The organism is Janthinobacterium fluminis, assembly GCF_028595325.1.
Lineage (GTDB): Bacteria > Pseudomonadota > Gammaproteobacteria > Burkholderiales > Burkholderiaceae_D > Janthinobacterium > Janthinobacterium fluminis.
Genome location: NZ_JAQQXR010000001.1, coordinates 828,847 through 845,811, shown reverse-complemented (window position 1 = coordinate 845,811; position 16,965 = coordinate 828,847). Strand labels below are relative to the sequence as shown.

The 16,965-nt window shown below is 64.8% G+C and carries 11 protein-coding genes; 3 read left to right on the top strand and 8 right to left on the bottom strand.

Annotated elements, in window-relative coordinates; all coding sequences use genetic code 11:
- On the bottom strand, positions 1–1,485 hold the full coding sequence (thrC, locus tag OIK44_RS03795; protein WP_273669345.1) for a threonine synthase: 1,485 nt from the start codon (positions 1,483–1,485) through the stop codon (positions 1–3).
- A 195-nt stretch (positions 1,486–1,680) separates the two neighbouring features.
- Here thrC and OIK44_RS03790 point away from each other — a divergent pair, with 195 nt between their 5' ends.
- Positions 1,681–2,484: a YoaP domain-containing protein gene (locus tag OIK44_RS03790; protein WP_273669344.1), complete on the top strand. Its 804-nt coding sequence runs from the start codon at positions 1,681–1,683 to the stop codon at positions 2,482–2,484.
- A gap of 289 nt (positions 2,485–2,773) precedes the next feature.
- Here the strand turns inward: OIK44_RS03790 and OIK44_RS03785 are convergent, their stop codons facing one another.
- Genes OIK44_RS03785 through kbl form a run of 3 tightly spaced genes read right to left on the bottom strand, consistent with a single transcriptional unit; the run spans position 2,774 to position 6,419 of the window.
- Positions 2,774–4,180, bottom strand: a complete 1,407-nt coding sequence (locus OIK44_RS03785; RefSeq protein WP_273669343.1) for an L-serine ammonia-lyase — start codon at positions 4,178–4,180, stop codon at positions 2,774–2,776.
- A gap of 37 nt (positions 4,181–4,217) precedes the next feature.
- On the bottom strand, positions 4,218–5,180 hold the full coding sequence (locus OIK44_RS03780) for an NAD-dependent epimerase/dehydratase family protein (protein WP_273669342.1): 963 nt from the start codon (positions 5,178–5,180) through the stop codon (positions 4,218–4,220).
- Positions 5,181–5,204: 24 nt separating this feature from the next.
- Positions 5,205–6,419, bottom strand: coding sequence for a glycine C-acetyltransferase (gene kbl / locus OIK44_RS03775; protein ID WP_273669341.1), 1,215 nt, complete (start codon positions 6,417–6,419; stop codon positions 5,205–5,207).
- 193 nt (positions 6,420–6,612) lie between these two features.
- On the opposite strand from kbl, the gene OIK44_RS03770 reads away from it, so the two are divergent.
- The gene (locus OIK44_RS03770) at positions 6,613–7,188 is read left to right on the top strand and encodes a helix-turn-helix domain-containing protein (protein ID WP_273669340.1); all 576 of its coding nucleotides are present in this window, start codon (positions 6,613–6,615) and stop codon (positions 7,186–7,188) included.
- A 70-nt stretch (positions 7,189–7,258) separates the two neighbouring features.
- Here OIK44_RS03770 and OIK44_RS03765 read toward each other — a convergent pair whose 3' ends face one another.
- The 4 genes from OIK44_RS03765 to OIK44_RS03750 all read right to left on the bottom strand — a co-directional run bounded on the left by OIK44_RS03765 (position 7,259) and on the right by OIK44_RS03750 (position 14,800).
- Positions 7,259–9,148, bottom strand: a complete 1,890-nt coding sequence (locus OIK44_RS03765) for an SAM-dependent methyltransferase (protein ID WP_273669339.1) — start codon at positions 9,146–9,148, stop codon at positions 7,259–7,261.
- Positions 9,149–9,372: 224 nt separating this feature from the next.
- On the bottom strand, positions 9,373–11,547 hold the full coding sequence (locus OIK44_RS03760) for a prolyl oligopeptidase family serine peptidase (protein ID WP_273669338.1): 2,175 nt from the start codon (positions 11,545–11,547) through the stop codon (positions 9,373–9,375).
- A 193-nt stretch (positions 11,548–11,740) separates the two neighbouring features.
- Positions 11,741–14,149: a putative bifunctional diguanylate cyclase/phosphodiesterase gene (locus OIK44_RS03755; protein WP_273669337.1), complete on the bottom strand. Its 2,409-nt coding sequence runs from the start codon at positions 14,147–14,149 to the stop codon at positions 11,741–11,743.
- A gap of 9 nt (positions 14,150–14,158) precedes the next feature.
- Positions 14,159–14,800: a methylamine utilization protein gene (locus tag OIK44_RS03750; RefSeq protein WP_273669336.1), complete on the bottom strand. Its 642-nt coding sequence runs from the start codon at positions 14,798–14,800 to the stop codon at positions 14,159–14,161.
- A 354-nt stretch (positions 14,801–15,154) separates the two neighbouring features.
- Between OIK44_RS03750 and OIK44_RS03745 the strand changes: the two genes are divergently transcribed.
- The gene (locus OIK44_RS03745) at positions 15,155–16,951 is read left to right on the top strand and encodes a GGDEF domain-containing protein (protein WP_273669783.1); all 1,797 of its coding nucleotides are present in this window, start codon (positions 15,155–15,157) and stop codon (positions 16,949–16,951) included.
- Positions 16,952–16,965 lie beyond the last annotated feature (14 nt).

Sequence of the window (16,965 nt, the reverse complement as noted above, 5' to 3'; positions counted from 1 at the left end):
TTACAGCCCCGTATTGGCGCCGATATACGCCTGTATCTTGGCCACGTCGGTGCCCATGACGACGAATTTCTGCGGCAAGTCCTCGATATGCTCGAAACCGGCCGGACGCTCGGCATCCACGCCCAGCGCGTCGAGGATGGTTTCATTGAACTTCGCCGCCAGCGCCGTTTCCAGCACGATCATCGGCACGCCCGGCTGCAGATGCTCGCGGGCCACCTTGATGCCGTCGGCCGTGTGGGTATCGATCGTGATGCCGTAATCGTCGGCGACGTCGCGTATCGTGTCGAGGCGGTCTTGATGCGTCGACTTGCCGGACTGGAAGCCATACTTGGCCACCAGCTTGAACTCGTCGCCGTCGCTGCCCGGCTTGCCGGACAGGTCGAAGCCGCCGGCCGTTTCCACCTTCAGGAACAGGGCGCGCACGCGCGCGCTGTCGCGGCCCACCAGATCGTAGATGAAGCGCTCGAAATTCGACGCCTTCGAGATATCCATCGACGGGCTGCTGGTGTGATACGTCTCGGCCGACTTGCGCACGCGATACACGCCGGTGCGGAAGAACTCGTCGAGCACATCGTTTTCATTGGTGGCCGCCACCAGCTTGGCGATCGGCAAGCCCATCATGCGCGCGATGTGGCCGGCGCAGATATTCCCGAAATTGCCGGACGGGACGGTGAACGACACTTGCTGGCTATTGTCGGTCGTTGCCGCCAGATAGCCGCGGAAGTAATACACGACCTGGGCGACGACGCGCGCCCAGTTGATCGAATTGACGGTGCCGATCTTCTGCGCGGCCTTGAACGGCAAATCGTTGGAAACGGCCTTGACCATGTCCTGGCAATCATCGAACACGCCTTCGACGGCGATATTGAAAATATTCGGGTCTTGCAGGCTGAACATCTGCGCCGTCTGGAAAGCGCTCATCTTCTTATGCGGCGACAACATGAAGACACGGATGCCCTTCTTGCCGCGCATCGCATACTCGGCGGCGCTGCCGGTGTCGCCCGAGGTCGCGCCGAAAATATTCAGCTCGGCCTTATTCTTGGCCAAGGCGTACTCGAAAAAATTGCCCAGCAACTGCATCGCCATATCCTTGAACGCCAGCGTCGGGCCGTTCGACACCCCCTGCAACAACAAGGTCGTCGCGCCGCCCTTGCCCAGGCTCTCCTCCAGCACGCGCAGCGGCGTAATCTCGGCGGCCTTCTCATCGGCGCGGGCGTTGCGGTACACCGCCTTCGTATACGTCTTCGCCGTCAAGGCCCGCAAATCCGCGTCCGGAATATCGGTGGCGAACTTACGCAAAATCTCATAAGCGAGCTCGGCGTAAGACAACTTACGCCAGGCATCGAGTTCGGCGCCGCTCACCTGCGGATACTCGGCGGGCAAATACAGACCGCCGTCGGGGGCCAGGCCGCCCAGCAGAATATCGGAAAATTGTTGAGGAGCGTTTGACGAAGGCGCGGCGGCGCGGGTAGACACGTAATGCATAGAAATAGACAAGTCCGGTTGGGCTAACGGCAAGAAAGCATCGAGTGCCAAGGAGCGGATATTATAGTGCGCCCGGCCCAAGCGTGCGACCCCGTATCATTTCTGCACCACTTCAGTGCTGGGGTCAGGTCTAGACATGGCGGTTTTCTCGCCATTTCAAGCAAAAAACCGCCATGTCTAGACCTGACCCCATTGTTGCTTCCTGTAGAATATTGCTATTCATGTCAGGGAGCCGCCGCAATGACTGATTCGCGCATCATCGAAATTCATCCGGGAAATATCGCCATGGAGCATATTTGTTGCGCGCTGGCCGACGCCAAGTGCGCCGATGGCTACGCGGCGAAGAAGCGTTGGCTGGCGCAGCAGCACGCCGGCGGCTACCGTTTCCAGCGGCTGGATGCCCGCGGCAAGGTGTTTATCGAGTATGTGCCCGCCGAGCAGGCTTGGCTGCCGCTGGATGCGTCCGGTTATATGGTGGTGAATTGCTTTTGGGTTTCGGGCCGCTTCAAGATGCAGGGCCACGGCCGCCGTCTGTTGCAAAGGGTGATCACCGATGCCGCGGCTATGCATGGCCTGGTCGCCGTCACCGGCGAGAAGAAGCGCCCGTATATGAGCGATCCAGCCTATTTTGAGAAGCAGGGCTTTGCCTGCGTCGATACGGCGCCGCCCTATTTCAGGTTGTGGTGCAAGAAGCTGAAGCCGGACGCGCCCACGCCGCAATTCAAGCAATCGGCCAAGGCTGGATGCATCCCGGGGAGCAAGGGCATCGTCGCGTATTACACCAATACTTGTCCGTTCACGGAGTCGTGGACGGGCACCGCGCTGCGCGATTTCGCCGAACGCCGCGGCATTCCCTGCGCCATCCATCGGGTCACCAGCCAGCAGGAGGCGCACGCCTTGCCGATTCCCTGGATTATCAACAGCGTGTTCTACGACGGCGAGTTGGTCACGCTGGAATTGGACAGCGTGAAGCGGCTGGAGGCGCTACTGGCCGCCTGAAGGCAGCGAGTGCCGCCGCAGCGGGAGGACGGCTGCCGCCATTCCGAAACCCGTTCGGCATATCCGAATTCCCTCAATCATTCATTGAAAGATCGGAATTGCTTCACCGCGTTGCGGGCGCGAGTCGTCCCATCGGCCAGCCGGCACTCCAGCGCCCGCCCGCTGCGGCGCGCTGGATGACCCAAGCAGCAGGGTCGACTGCCTACAGCGGGTCCGGCCTATCCACGGCTCAATGTGTTGTATTTTGAGCGAAAACCGCCATGTCTAGACCTGACCCCATTATTGGTTTTTAGCAGGCCGCGTGGTTGACGGTGATGACGTGGATGGCCAGTCCGCCCAGCGAGGTTTCTTTGTATTTGTCTTGCATGTCGGCGCCGGTCTGGCGCATGGTTTCGATGACTTCGTCGAGGCTGACGAAGTGGGTGCCGTCGCCTTTCAGCGCCAGCGAGGCGGCGGTGATGGCTTTGACGGCGCCCATGCCGTTGCGTTCGATGCAGGGGATTTGCACGAGGCCGCCTATCGGGTCGCAGGTCATGCCGAGGTGGTGTTCGATGCCGATTTCGGCGGCGTTTTCGATTTGTTCGTTGCTGCCGCCCAGCGCGGCCACGAGGCCCGCCGCCGCCATCGCGCAGGCCACGCCCACTTCGCCCTGGCAGCCGATTTCGGCGCCGGAGATGGAGGCGTTGCGTTTGCATAGCATGCCGATGGCCGCCGCTGTCAGCATGAAGTTGCGCACGCCGGTCACCGGGTCGCTGGGACGGCAGTCTTCGGCGTAGTAGCGCAGCACGGCCGGGATGATGCCGGCCGCGCCGTTGGTCGGCGCCGTGACGACGCGCCCGCCCGCCGCGTTTTCTTCGTTGACGGCCATCGCGTACAGGCTCACTTGGTGCAGGGCGTCGTGCGGCAGGTCATTGGCGCGGTTGTCCGAGGCTTTGGCTTCTTGCGCCATGTCCCACAGTTTGGCGGCGCGCCGCTTGACGTTCAGGCCGCCCGGCAGTTGGCCGGCCGTTGCCAGGCCGTGGGCGATGCAGTCGCGCATGACGTGCCAGATGTTGTCGATGCCGGCGTCGAGTTCCTCGTTGCCGAGACGTACGCATTCGTTGGCGCGCAGCATGGCGGGGATGGACAGGCCGCTGGCCTTGCCGTGCGCCAGCAATTGGTCCATGGTGTCGAAGGGGTAGACGACCGCCGACGCCGGCTGGGCCGCCGGCGTTGCCGCCTGCTTGGCCTGGGCCTCGCCTTCGGCGTGGATGAAGCCGCCGCCGACGGAGTAGAACACGCGTTCGATGCGGCTGCCGTCGGCCAGTGTCAGCGTGAAGCGCATGCCGTTCGGGTGCTCCGGCAGCGATGCGCTTTTGTGCCACACCAGGCCGGTCGCGGCCGTGAACGGCACGGCGTGGCGGCCCAGCAGTTTGATTTCGCCGGCCGCTTCGACGGCCGCCAGTTTGCTGTCGACCTCGCCGGGCGCGACGCCCTGCGGGGTTTCGCCCATCAGGCCGAGGATGACGGCCTTGTCGGTGGCGTGGCCGACGCCGGTCAGCGCCAGCGAGCCGTACAGCGCCGCCTCGACGCCGACGGCCTGGTCCAGTGACGCGCATTCGATCAGGAAGCGGCGCGCCGCGACCATCGGCCCCACGGTATGGGAACTCGACGGCCCGATGCCGATTTTAAATAGATCGAATACGCTCATGTCCATGGTGTTGTCTCTTTATATTATATTTGTTGTGTCCATATCAGGCCGCCTTGGCCAGATTGACGTCTATGTTTGCCAGCATGTCGGTGACCAGTTGCTGCAGGCCGATGTGCGCTTTCCAGCCCCAGTCCGCCGCCGCTTGGGCGTCGTCCAGGCTTTGCGGCCAGCTGTCGGCGATCGCCTGGCGGCTGTCCGGCTTGTAACTGATTTTGAAGTCAGGCACTTGCTGGGCGATGGCGCCGGCCAGTTGCTCCGGGTTGAATGACAAGCCGGCCACATTATATGCCGAACGTATCTTGATTTGGGCCGGCGGCGCGTCCATTAATTCTATGGTTGCGCGGATCGCGTCGGGCATGTAGATCATCGGCAGCGCGGTCTGCGGGCCGAGGAAGCATTCGTAGCGTTCGCCGCGCAGCGCCGCGTGGAAGATGGCGATGGCGTAGTCGGTGGTGCCGCCGCCCGGTGGCGATTTGTAGCTGATGATGCCGGGGTAGCGGATGCTGCGCACGTCGACGCCGTACTTGCTGAAGTAGTATTCGCACAGGCGTTCGCCAGCCAGCTTGCTGATGCCGTAGATCGTGGTCGGGTCCATCACCGTCATTTGCGGCGTGTTCGCCTGCGGCGTGTTCGGGCCGAAGGCGGCGATCGACGAGGGCCAGAAGATGCGCAGCGGCTTGCCGATTTCGCCGCGCTCGCGCGCCACTTCGAGGATGTTGAGCAGGCCGTCCATGTTCAGGGTCCAGGCTTTCAGCGGCGCCTGTTCGCCGGTGGCCGACAGCAGCGCCGCCAGTTGGTAGACCTGGGTGATGCCTTCTTGCGCGACCAGCGCGGCCAGGCCGGCTTTGTCGAGGACGTCGAGGCGGGTGTAGCGCGCCGCGTTGTAGACGTTGGCGGCGCCGATGTCGCCCGCGATGACGTTTTGCGCGCCGTGCTGCGCGGCCAGCGCGCCCACCAGTTCGCTGCCGATTTGGCCGTTGGCGCCGATGACTAAGATGCGTTCCATATTGATTCTTCCCGATGTTGTTATTTATTGAGTCTTCAGCAGGCCAAGTTCACGCCCCGCCTGTTCGAATGCCGCCAGCACCTTGACCAGTTGTTCGCGGCTGTGCGCGGCCGACAGCTGGACGCGCACGCGCGCCTGGCCCATCGGCACCACCGGATAGAAGAAGCCGGTGACCAGCACGCCCAGTTCGTACAGGCGGGCGGCGAAGCGCTGCGCCACCGGCGCGTCGAACAGCATCACCGGCACGACCGGGTGGCTGCCCGGCTTGATGGTGAAGCCGATGCGTTCGATTTCGCTGCGGAAGAAGGCGGTGTTTTCATGCAGGCGATCGCGCAGTTCGGTCGATTTCGCCAGCCGTTCGAGCACCGACAGCGAGGCGCCGGCGATCGACGGCGCCAGGGTGTTGGAGAACAGGTAAGGGCGCGATTTCTGGCGCAGCGTGTTGATCACTTCCTTGCGCGCCGAGGTGAAGCCGCCCATCGCGCCGCCCAGGGCCTTGCCCAGCGTGCCGGTGATGATGTCGATGCGGCCCATCACCTTGTGGTGCTCGTGGGTGCCGCGCCCGGTCGCGCCCATGAAGCCGGAGGCGTGGCATTCGTCGATCATGACGAGGGCGTCGTACTGGTCGGCCAGGTCGCAGATCTTGTCGAGCTGGGCGATGGTGCCGTCCATCGAGAACACGCCGTCGGTGACGATGACCTTGTGGCGCTTGCCGGCGGCGACGGCGGCCTGCAGCTGCACTTCCAGGTCGGCCATGTCGTTGTGCAGGTAGCGGTAGCGGCCGGCCTTGCACAGGCGGATGCCGTCGATGATGGAGGCGTGGTTCAGGGCGTCGGAGATGATCGCGTCCTGCTCGTCGAACAGCGGCTCGAAGACGCCGCCGTTGGCGTCGAAGGCGGCCGCGTACAGTATCGTGTCTTCGGTGCCGAGGAAGCTGGAAATGGCTTGTTCAAGTTCCTTGTGCACGGTCTGGGTGCCGCAGATGAAGCGCACCGACGACAGGCCGTAGCCGTATTTCTCGGTCGCGGCGATCGACGCCTGCTGGGTTTGCAGGTCGCCGGACAGGCCCAGGTAGTTGTTGGCGCACATATTGATGAGGGTGCGGCCGTCGTCGCAGACCACTTCGGCGCCCTGGCGCGAGGCGATCACGCGCTCCGGCTTGTACAGGCCCTGCTCGCGCAGCGTGTCCAGGTTCTGCTGCAGTCCGCTGAAGAATGTGTTCTTGGTGTGCTCGCTCATTATTACCCTCTTGTCTGTTGGTTTTTGCGGCCGCTTGACCGATTGTCTCGCTATGCTGTACCGTAGCTGCGCAGTGTTGTCCTGACGAGTTTACACTCATTTCCAACAGCACCGATGAAATCCGTTATGTCGAACTCGAATTCAATATAATGGATATTACCCAAGCCTATTGAACTTTGCAAGCACCTCTTAGATGAAAACTACCGTTTCGACCAGTTCCCCGCCCGAAGTGGGCGCCACCTTGCAACGGCTGCGCCTGGCGCGCGGCCTGACCCTGGAGGATTTGTCGCGCATCGCCGGGGTGTCGAAGTCGATGCTGTCGCAGATCGAGCGGGAAAAGGCGAATCCGACCATCGCCATCACGTGGCGGCTGGCGAATGCGCTGGGGGTGGCCATCGGCGAGCTGCTGTCGAGCGCGGAGAAGAGCGTCGAGACGATACGCGTGCTCGACGCGCACGAAACCCCCACCCTGCCCGGCGACCATGCCGGTTATGTGCTGCGCATTCTCGGGCCGATGGAGCTGGCGGGTAAGTACGAGTGGTATGAATTGACGCTGGCGCCGGGCGGCGAGCTGGTGTCGCAGCCGCACGACCCCGGCACGACCGAACATTTGACGCTGTTGCACGGCTCGATGGAGCTGGAGGTCGGCAGCGACAAGCGCAAGGTGAAAGTGGGCGGGACGGCGCGCTATCCGGCCGACCAGCCTCACGCGATCCGCAACGCCGGCAAGGCCGAGGCGAAGGCGCTGCTGGTGGTGATACACCGCTAGGCGGGCAGCGCCAAGGGCCGGGCCCGGCGGGTCCGGCCCCGCGCCTGCGCCGACTTGTCCGCGCCGCCCCTCAGCACACCCTGGCGTGCGCCAGGCGTGTGACGAAGCCCACTTTCAAGCCATCCTGGCGCCCGGACAGGTAGCGCTCGTTCAATTGCTGCGGGCTGAAGCTGTCCACTTCGGCGAAGCCGATCTCGCGCAGCGTCCGGTCCAGCGCCGCCGGATCGAAGTAGCTTTTCCACGTTTCGCCGCGCTCGGCCGCCTTGGACGTCATCATCTGCAGGGCGGTGCGCTCCATCGGTCCCAGCAGGTCGGGATCGGCGCCGTAGTCGAAGACCACGCCGCCGCCCGCCGCGCCCGCCGCGATGAAGCGCAAGGTGTCGTAAACCTCTTCCTGTTCCAGGTACATCGTCACGCCCAGGCAGGAAAAGAACGCCGGCTGGTCGTGGCGGAAGCCGGCCTCGGCCAACCCCGCGGCCAGCGTCGAGCGCTTGAAATCGAGCGCCACGAAGCTTAGCCCATCCGGTTCGGCCATGCCGGCGGCGCGCAGGCGCCCGCGCTTCCACTGCTGCGTGGCGGGCAGGTCGACTTCAAAGATGCGGCTGTCCGGCCGCGCCGCGCCGCGGCAGGCGTAGGTGTCGAGGCCCGCGCCGAGCACCACGTACTGGCGCACGCCGCCCTGCTCCGCGCGCGCCCACGCGTCCTCGGCCAACCGGCTGCGCACCACCAGCGTGGCGCGCAGCGCCTTCGACATCGGGTCGGCGTAGCGCCCGGCGCTGGCGCGCACGGACGCCTCGTCCTCCGGCCCGAGGATTTTCAAGGCGAGCGGATCGTCGAACACCAGGGGCGCGTCCAGCAGTTGATGCACGCCGCGCTGGACCGCCACCATGTAGGCGCTCGGCTTCGGCCCGGCCGCCGCCCCGTCCTGAGGCGCATGCAGCTGCATGATGGCCTGCTGCACGAACGCGATCAGGGGAGCGTCGACGCCGATGCCGCTGGACAGGTCCGGCTCGGCGTGAAAGGCGGCGCGCACCTTGGCCTCCAGCACGGTGTCGGCGCCGCAGTAGGAACTGCGGAACAGCGTTTCCCAGCGCCGCGCCAGCACTTGCACGGCCGGTTCGCCGAGGCCCGCCCCGGCATTCATTTGCTGGCGCAGCTGTTCAATCAGCGGATGCCAGTCCGACTCATGCGCCGCCATGCGCTGCCTGACCTGCTCGAATTCGGCCGGCGCCAGGTGGCGGGCGAACAGGCTGGCGCGCAGGCTGGAATGGGCTTGCTGTATCCAGACCATCATCGGCTCGGTGATGGCGGTGCCCTGCTGCGCCCGTATTTCGCTCTTTTGCATGGTCTGCAGTTTGATGGCCAGGCCGATGTCGCCGCCCGTGGTCCGGTCGAGCAGCTGCATCCAGCGCCGCGCCAGCGCCTGCGCCTGCACGCCGGTGGCCGGCAGCCTCTGTTCGAGCGCATCGCGCACTTGCGGAACCAGTTCCGCCCAGGCGCTGTCCGTCGCTTTGCCGCCTTCGTCCTTGCGCGCGCGCAGGGCGTCCAGCTCGCTGCTTGAAAAATACTTTTCGTACATTGTCATTTTCTCCAGAATCGTGAGCCAATCGGCGATGCTGGTATCCCGCCCGTCGGAGAGTTCCTTCAGCATGTGCCGAAGGCGCTTTCCCAGTCTTTGCCCACGCTGAACCTGCTCGTCGATTGCGGCGATCTGGTGGGTGATGACGTCGATCGGCGAGAGGCCAGCCTCGTCCAGCAGCGCGCCGATGTCGGCCAGGGAGCACCCCAGTTGCTTGAGGGTGTGGATGCGGTGCAGCCGCACCACGTCGTCCTGGTTGTACAACCTGAAACCCTTATCGGAGCGCACGGATGGAGTCAGCAAGCCGATACTGTCGTAGTGATGCAGGGTGCGGACGGTCAGTCCGGCCCGTTTTGCGAGTTCACCAATTTTCAGCAGCATCGTCACTTCCTCCATGCAAACCAGCGTACGTCCTGACGTAAGGTCAGGATCAAGAGAAAAAACGGTATTTTGACAGGAGCGGAAAGAAAATACCGGCAAGCCGCGCCCCGGACCAGCCGCAGACGCCCCCTGGGGGACGGCCGGCGCGCTACGCTTTCACGGCAAGGCAAGACAAAAAAAAGGCGGGCGATGTATCCGCCCGCCCCTTTTCGATACTTCCCGACTTATTCCGCCGCCACCTTGGCCGGCTCGTTCATCCGCAGCGCGCGGCTGAGGAAGCCCCAGCGGTCCGCCACTTCTTCGATCACTTTCGCGGTCGGCTTGCCGGCGCCGTGGCCCGCCTTGCTGTCGATGCGGATCAGGATGGGCGCCGAGCCGCCCTGCGCGGCCTGGGCCGCGGCGGCGAACTTGAAGCTGTGGGCCGGCACGACGCGGTCGTCATGGTCGGCCGTGGTGATCATCGTGGCCGGATAGCAGCGGCCCTTTTTCAGATTGTGCAACGGCGAGTAGGCGTACAGGGCCTTGAACTCGTCGGCGTTGTCGGACGAGCCGTAGTCCGAGGTCCAGGCCCAGCCGATGGTGAACTTGTGGAAGCGCAGCATGTCGAGCACGCCCACCTGCGGGATCGCCGCGGCGAACAACTCGGGCCGCTGGGTCAGCGTGGCGCCCACCAGCAGGCCGCCGTTGCTGCCGCCGCCTATCGACAGCTTCGCCGGCGACGTCACCTTGTTGGCCACCAGCCATTCGGCCGCGCCGATGAAATCGTCGAAGACGTTTTGCTTTTGCAGCTTGGTGCCGGCGATATGCCAGGCCTCGCCGTACTCGCCGCCGCCGCGCAGGTTGGCCAGCACGTAGACGCCGCCCATTTCCACCCAGGCCAGGTTGGCCACGGAGAAGGCCGGCGTCATCGAGGCGTTGAAGCCGCCGTAGCCGTACAGATAGGTCGGGTTGCTGCCGTCAAGCTTCATGCCTTTTTTCGAGACAATGAACATCGGCACCTTGGTGCCGTCGCGGCTGGTAAAGAATTGCTGGCGCACGTCGAAAGCGCTCGGGTCGAAGTCGACCTTCGGCTGGCGGTAGACGCTGCTCTTGCCGGTCTTCATGTCGTAGCGGTAGACGGTGGCCGGCGTCGTGAAGCTCGAATACGTATAGAAGGTTTCGCTGTCGCCGCGCTTGCCGCCGAAGCCGCCGGCCGAACCGATGCCCGGCAACGCCACTTCGCGCACCAGTCTGCCCTTCAGGTCGAACACCTTGACCTGGCTGCGCGCGTCGCTCAGGTACTCGGCCACCAGTTGCTGGTTGACGATGTTGGCCGAGACGAGGGTTTGCGCCGATTGCGGCACGATTTCCTTCCAGTTCGCCGTTTCCGGATGGCGGGTGTCGATGGCGATGACGCGCGAGGTGGGCGCCTTGTTGTCGGTGGTGAACCAGAACACGGGGCCGTCGTTGTCGATGAAGCTGTAGGAGGCGTCGAAGCCGTCGAGCAGCGTGGCGACCTTGCCGTCCTTCTGGCGCAGATCCTTGAAGAAGACGCGGTTCTTGTGCGCCGTGCCCTGGGTCGAGGAGATGATCAGGTAGTGGCCGTCGTCGCTGACGCGGCCGCTGAAGCCCCATTCCTTTTGGTCGGGACGGTCGTAGACGAGCACGTCGGCGCTTTGCGGCGTGCCGATCTTGTGGAAGTACAGCTTCTGGAAGTAGTTGATGTCGGCCAGTTTGGTCGCTTCCTTGGGCGCGTCGTAGCGGCTGTAGAAGAAGCCCGTGCTGTCCTTGGTCCACGAGGCGGCGGAGAATTTCACCCATTTCAGCTCGTCGCTGAGGTCCTTGCCGGTGTCGACGTCGCGCACCTTCCACTCGTTCCAGTCGGAACCGGAGGCGGCCGTGCCGTAGGCCAGGTATTTGCCGTTCGGGCTAACGGACATGCCGGCCAGCGCGACGGTGCCGTCGGCGGCCAGGGTGTTCGGGTCCAGCAGCAGGCGCGGCGTGTCGGCCAGGCTTTTCACTGTGTACAGCACGGCCTGGTTTTGCAAGCCGTCGTTGCGGGTGTAGAAGTAGCGTCCGCCCTCTTTGATCGGCACGCTGAAACGCTCGTAGTTCCACAACTTGGTCAGGCGCTGCTTGATCGCTTCGCGGCCGGGGATCTGGCCCAGGTAGGATTGCGTCAGCTTGTTCTGCGCTACCACCCAGTCGTGGGTTTCGGCGCTGTTGGCGTCTTCCAGCCAGCGGTAGGGGTCGGCGACCTGGGTGCCGTGGTAGTTGTCTTGCTGGTCGACTTGCTTGCTGGCGGGGTAAGCCGCGCCGTCGCCGCTGCCGAAGGCCGAGGCCGGGCAGCTTTGCGCCATCGCGTTGCCGCCTAAGCCGGCGATCAAGCTGAATATCAGGGTTGCGCTACGTAGTTGCATGGGTGTTCCGTTCATCGAGATGCAGGTCGGGATGGCGGCGCCGGGCCGGCGCCGCCGTGACTGGACAGGATGCGGTGGGAGGGAGTCCGACCACTTCTTTCGCCGATGAAATCATAGCGCGGATTGTGACTTTTAAAGCACATTTATAAAGCTGCAATGCCGTATTTTATTCGGCGCGGCGGCCGCGCCGGCGCTAGGCGGGGGCGGCCGGGGCCGTGCCGGGCGCCTGCCATTGCACCAGCCAGGCCGGCAATTGTTCGCAGGGGATAGGCCGACTCATGAAATAACCCTGGCCCTGGTCGCAGCCGAGTTCGGCCAGCAGGCGCCATACGGCCGCGCTTTCGATGCCCTCGGCGACGACGCGCAAGCCCATGTTGTGGCCCAGGTCGATGGTCGAGCGGACGATTTTCTTGTCGCCTTCGTCGTGCTCCATGTTCAGCACGAAGGATTTGTCGATTTTCAGCTCGTCCACCGGCAGCCGCTTCAGGTAGGCCAGCGAGGAGTAGCCGGTGCCGAAGTCGTCGATCGACAAGTCCACGCCCATCGCATGCAGGCGCGCCAGCGTGTGCTGGGCGCGCACCGGGTCGTCCATGATGGCGCTTTCGGTGATTTCCAGGCAGAAGGAGGACGGCGCCAGGCCGTGGTGCGCCAGGATGTCGGCGAATTTCTGCGGCAGGTGCTGGTCCAGCAGGTCGCGCGTGGACAGGTTGACCGACAGCTTCAGGTGCACGCCCTGGGCCGCCAGGTCGCGGCACAGGGCGGCGGACTTTTCCAGCACCCAGCCCGTCAGCACGCGGATGAAGCCGGTCTGTTCGGCGAAGGGGATGAATTCGTCGGGGAAGACGTTGCCGCGCTCCGGGTGGACCCAGCGTATCAAGGCCTCGACGCCAACCACCTGGCCGCTGCCCAGCAGCAGCTTGGGCTGCACGTAGAGGCGGAATTGCTCGCGCTCGATGGCCTTGCGCAGCTCGCTCAGCAGCGACAGGCTTTTTTCGCTCGATTTGTCCATCGCGGCGTCGTAGACGACGGCGCCGTCGTTGCGCAGCTTGGCCGTGTACATCGCCACCTCGGCCATGCTCAGCAGCGCCGCGCCGGAGCCGGCGTGCAGGGGGAAGCCGGCGATGCCGACGCCGGCGCCGATGTCGACCGTCTGCTCCTCCAGCGACAGCGGCGCTTCCAGCGCGCCGAGGATGAGCGCGGCCGTCTGGCGCGCCTGTTCCAGCGTGGCGTCCGGCAGCAGGATGGCGAATTCGTCGCCGCCCAGGCGCGCCAGCTGGGCCGCGCCATGCCGGCCGGCGGCCAGCTGCAGTTGCAGGCGCTGGGCCACCTGGCGCAGCAGCGCGTCGCCGAAGCTGTGCCCCATGATGTCGTTGACGTGTTTGAAGCGGTCCAGGTCCATCATCAGCACGAACACGGCGTGCTCGCGCCTGCCCGCCTCGGCGATGGAGTCGTTCAGCAGCAGCACGAACTGGGCGCGGTTCGGCAAACTGGTCAGCGGGTCCCAGTAAGCGAGCCGGCGGATTTCCTGCTCGCGCTTGGCGATCCCGTCGCGCATGCCGTTGAAGGCCCGCGCCAGCGCGCCGATCTGGTCCTTGCGGCTGACGTCGATGTCGCCCTTGTAGTCGCCCTTTTCCAGGCGTTTCGCCGTCGCCGCCAATTGGCTCAGCGGCTGGGCGATGCGCTTCGCCGTCAGCACGCTGGCCACGGCAGCGACGCCGATGCCGGCCACGCTCAGCGCCAGCAACCGGCGTTTCAGGCTGGTGTATTCGGCCATCGCCTCGTCGATCGAGCGGGCCAGCACGACGCTGGCCGTGCGCGCGCCGTCCTGGCCGATCGGCAGCAAGCGGGCGCTGTAGCGGCTGCCGCCGATGTCGAGGTCGAAGGCGCCGGCCGGGGTGCCCGGCATGCCCTGGATGTCGGCGACGAAGGGATTGAGCGCCGGCGCCGCCAGCGTGGTCGCCGTGGCGAGCCAGACGCCGCCCTCGTCGCGCGTCAAAATCGCCACCTGCAGCGAAGAGATGTCGTACATGTCCTTGACCAGATTGCGGTCGAGCGGAAAGGTCATCACGACGTAGCCGATGGTGATGGGCGCCCGCACGGGCACGGCGACGATCTGGTAGGGGCGGCGGTCGACGATGGCGATGCCGCTGGCGCCGTCGGACTGCCCGCCCCTTTCGATCAGGCCGGCGACCAGTTGGTCCAGGCCGGCCGACTGGGCGGCGTGGGTCGAGACGAGGATGCGGCCCTCGGCGCTGACGAGCATGGTCAGCGCCGCCTTGACGCGCAGCCCGCTGTTGGCCAGCGCCGACTCGATGGTGGCGCGGTCGTCGTCGACGCTGCCGCCGATCGCCGCCACGAAGGCGGTGTCGCGCGCCACGATGCTGGCGCCGAAGCGCAATTTCTGCGCATTCTGGTCGAGCAGGCGCTGGAACACCTTGGCGCCGGTGTCCAGCTCGCCGCCGATGGCGTTGCGGGCATTGCTGGCAATGCCCTGCTGGATGGCCAGCAGGCCCGACACCTGCACGACGACGATGAGGACCAGGAACAGCGTGACGATGCGGCTTTCCAGGCTGCGGAAACTGCGAATGCGGGGCAAGCGCATCGCCGCGCCCTAGAGGCCGGCGTCGGCGGCGCTATCGCCGTCCGCGCCGGCCGGCTTGAGCGTCAGCGTGAACGCGGCGGGGCTGGGCGCGTCGCCGCCCTTGACCAGCAGCGCCTGCTCGGCCGCGGCGCCGCCGACGGCGCGGAAATGCCAGGCCCTCAGCACATATTTGCCGCCGGGCAGTTCGATCCTGGCCGCGCCGGCGCCGTCCGTCTTGGCGAAGTACGGCGTGTCGACCACTTTGACATAGGCCAGCATCTTGTCGTGGATATTGCAGCCCAGCACGACGACGCCGGCCTTGTCGAACACCTGGGGGCTGGCGGCGATGCCCGCGTACAGCTTTTGGTCGAATTTCTTGGCCGGCGAAAAAGAATAGATGTGGTGGCGCACCTTGTCGTTGTTCGGAAAGGCCACGCTGCTGCCGGTCTGCACGACGGTCACCAGGGGCAGGAACTTCAAGCCCTTTTGCTCGATCGAGCCGGCGCGCATGGTCCGCGGCGCCGCCGCGCCCTCCGGCTCGGCGTAGACGACAACGTCGGCCAGCGCCTGGCCGGCGCCGTCGCGCACCTGGACGGCGATGCCGGAGGCGTGGGCGGCGCCGGCGCCCAGGGACAGGAGCAGCAGTGCGGCGCGGCGGGCGGGGATCGGCATCGTATGGCTCTGTTTCAATTGGCTAACGGTGGGGCGGCATGGACGGCGCCGCCGAACGACTATTGTAGCGCTTGCGAAAATGTTCCAAGAAAGATTTATACGACCACGAAGGTTTCCCGCATGAACATCAAGTTGCATTTCATCAAGCGGTAACAATTCGGCATTAACATTGGCATGATGACCATAGCCCGCCGCCCCGCTATGCCGACCGCCCGTGCCACCAAGAAGCCGCCAGTGAACTCTATCGTACCCCTCGTCCTCCCCGTCGCGACGCCCGAGCAGCATGGCGCGGCGCCGCCGTCGAATGTCAGTTACCTCAAGGCCGTGGCGGCGCCGCCGGTCGGCGAGGAGGCGATGTTGCGCGAGCATTTGCTCGACATCCTGGCCGGGCGCAAGCTGAGCGCGCTGTTCCAGCCCATCATCCAGATGCAAAGCGGCGACATCATCGGCTACGAGGGCTTGATACGGGGGCCGTCCGACAGCCCGCTGCACGCGCCGATGAACCTGTTCAAGGTGGCCCGCGCCAACCAGCTGACGCTGGAGGTCGAGCACCTGTGCCGCCAGGTCGTGCTGGAGCGCTTCGCCGAGCTGGACCTGGCGGGCAAGCTGTTCCTCAACGTCAGCCCCGAATGCCTGCTGCTGCGCGACCAACGCCACGGCCACACTCTCGACTACATCGAACGCCTCGGCATCAATCCCGAGCGCGTGATCATCGAACTGACGGAAAACCAGCCGACCTATGACTACGCGCTGATGCGCGAGGCGGTGCTGCATTACCGCACCATGGGTTTCCAGATCGCCATCGACGACCTCGGCGAGGGCTTTTCCAGCCTGCGCCTGTGGTCGGAGCTGCGGCCGGAATATGTCAAGATCGACATGCATTTCATCCAGGGCATCAACAACGACCCCGTCAAGCTGCAATTCGTGCGCTCCATCCAGGAAATCGCGGAAAAATCTGACACGCTGGTGATCGCCGAGGGCATCGAGGCGCAGACCGAGCTGCTGGTGCTGCGCGACCTGGGCGTGGCCTTCGGCCAGGGCTACCACCTGGGCCGGCCGAACGCGGCGCCGGCCAAGGCCCTGCCGGCCGAAGTGGTCAAGGCACTGGGGCGCAACGGCGTCGCAGTCTATCCCCAACGCAGCGGATTCGAGAAAAATGCAGTGACTATCTTTAAACTCTTGCACCGCGTGCAGGCGGTGCCGCCGTCGATGAACAACAACGAGGTCTACGAGATATTTCTGCGTGAGCCCAAGCTGCTGATCATTCCCGTCGTCGACCACGGCGTGCCGCTGGGGCTGATCAGCCGCTTCGACATGATCGACCACTTCGCCCGCCCCTACCAGCGCGAACTGTACGGCAAGAAATCCTGCAAGCTGTTCATGGACGCCAAGCCGCTGATCGCCGACAAGGAAACCAGTTTGCAGGACCTCAGCTTCATCATGGTGCAGGCCGACGCCCACCACCTGTTCAACGGCTTCATCATCACCGACCAGGGCCGCTACCTGGGCATGGGCACCGGCCACGACCTGATGCGCGAAATCACCCAGATGCAGATCAACGCGGCGCGCTACGCCAATCCGCTGACCCAGTTGCCGGGCAACGTGCCGATCAACGAGCACATCGACAGGCTGCTGCAAAGCGGCACGCGCTTCTGGGTCTGCTATTGCGACCTGGACAATTTCAAGCCCTTCAACGACGTCTACGGCTACCGCAAGGGCGACGACGTGATCCAGCTGACCGGCGAAATCCTCAGCCGCCACTGCGACGCCAACCGCGACTTCATCGGCCACATCGGCGGCGACGACTTCATGATCCTGTTCCAAAGCGAGGACTGGGAGACGCGCTGCCACGCGATCCTTGAACAGTTCGCGCGCGACATCCTGGACTTTTACAGCATCGACGACCGCGAGCGCGGCGGCTACATCAGCGAAGACCGCCAGGGCAAGAAAGTGTTTTATTCGCTGATCAGCCTGTCGCTGGGCGCCATCAAGGTCGAGGCGCGGCAGTACTACACGCACCACCAGATCGCCACGGCGGCGGCGGAGGCGAAGAAACAGGCGAAGAAAATCCACGGCAACAGCCTGTTCCTGGACAGGCGCCAGGACACGCAGGGGCGCCGGCCGGTCAGCGCGGAACGGGCCGGCGGCTAACCGCCGCTGCGCCG

What these genes read in the sequence shown, in the direction of transcription:
- thrC (WP_273669345.1), bottom strand. Translation starts at nt 1,485, where the DNA reads ATGCATTACGTGTCTACCCGCGCCGCCGCGCCTTCGTCAAACGCTCCT.
- OIK44_RS03785 (WP_273669343.1), bottom strand. Translation starts at nt 4,180, where the DNA reads ATGGACATGAGCGTATTCGATCTATTTAAAATCGGCATCGGGCCGTCG.
- OIK44_RS03780 (WP_273669342.1), bottom strand. Translation starts at nt 5,180, where the DNA reads ATGGAACGCATCTTAGTCATCGGCGCCAACGGCCAAATCGGCAGCGAA.
- kbl (WP_273669341.1), bottom strand. Translation starts at nt 6,419, where the DNA reads ATGAGCGAGCACACCAAGAACACATTCTTCAGCGGACTGCAGCAGAAC.
- OIK44_RS03770 (WP_273669340.1), top strand. Translation starts at nt 6,613, where the DNA reads ATGAAAACTACCGTTTCGACCAGTTCCCCGCCCGAAGTGGGCGCCACC.
- OIK44_RS03765 (WP_273669339.1), bottom strand. Translation starts at nt 9,148, where the DNA reads ATGCTGCTGAAAATTGGTGAACTCGCAAAACGGGCCGGACTGACCGTC.
- OIK44_RS03760 (WP_273669338.1), bottom strand. Translation starts at nt 11,547, where the DNA reads ATGCAACTACGTAGCGCAACCCTGATATTCAGCTTGATCGCCGGCTTA.
- OIK44_RS03755 (WP_273669337.1), bottom strand. Translation starts at nt 14,149, where the DNA reads ATGCGCTTGCCCCGCATTCGCAGTTTCCGCAGCCTGGAAAGCCGCATC.
- OIK44_RS03750 (WP_273669336.1), bottom strand. Translation starts at nt 14,800, where the DNA reads ATGCCGATCCCCGCCCGCCGCGCCGCACTGCTGCTCCTGTCCCTGGGC.
- OIK44_RS03745 (WP_273669783.1), top strand. Translation starts at nt 15,155, where the DNA reads ATGTTGCGCGAGCATTTGCTCGACATCCTGGCCGGGCGCAAGCTGAGC.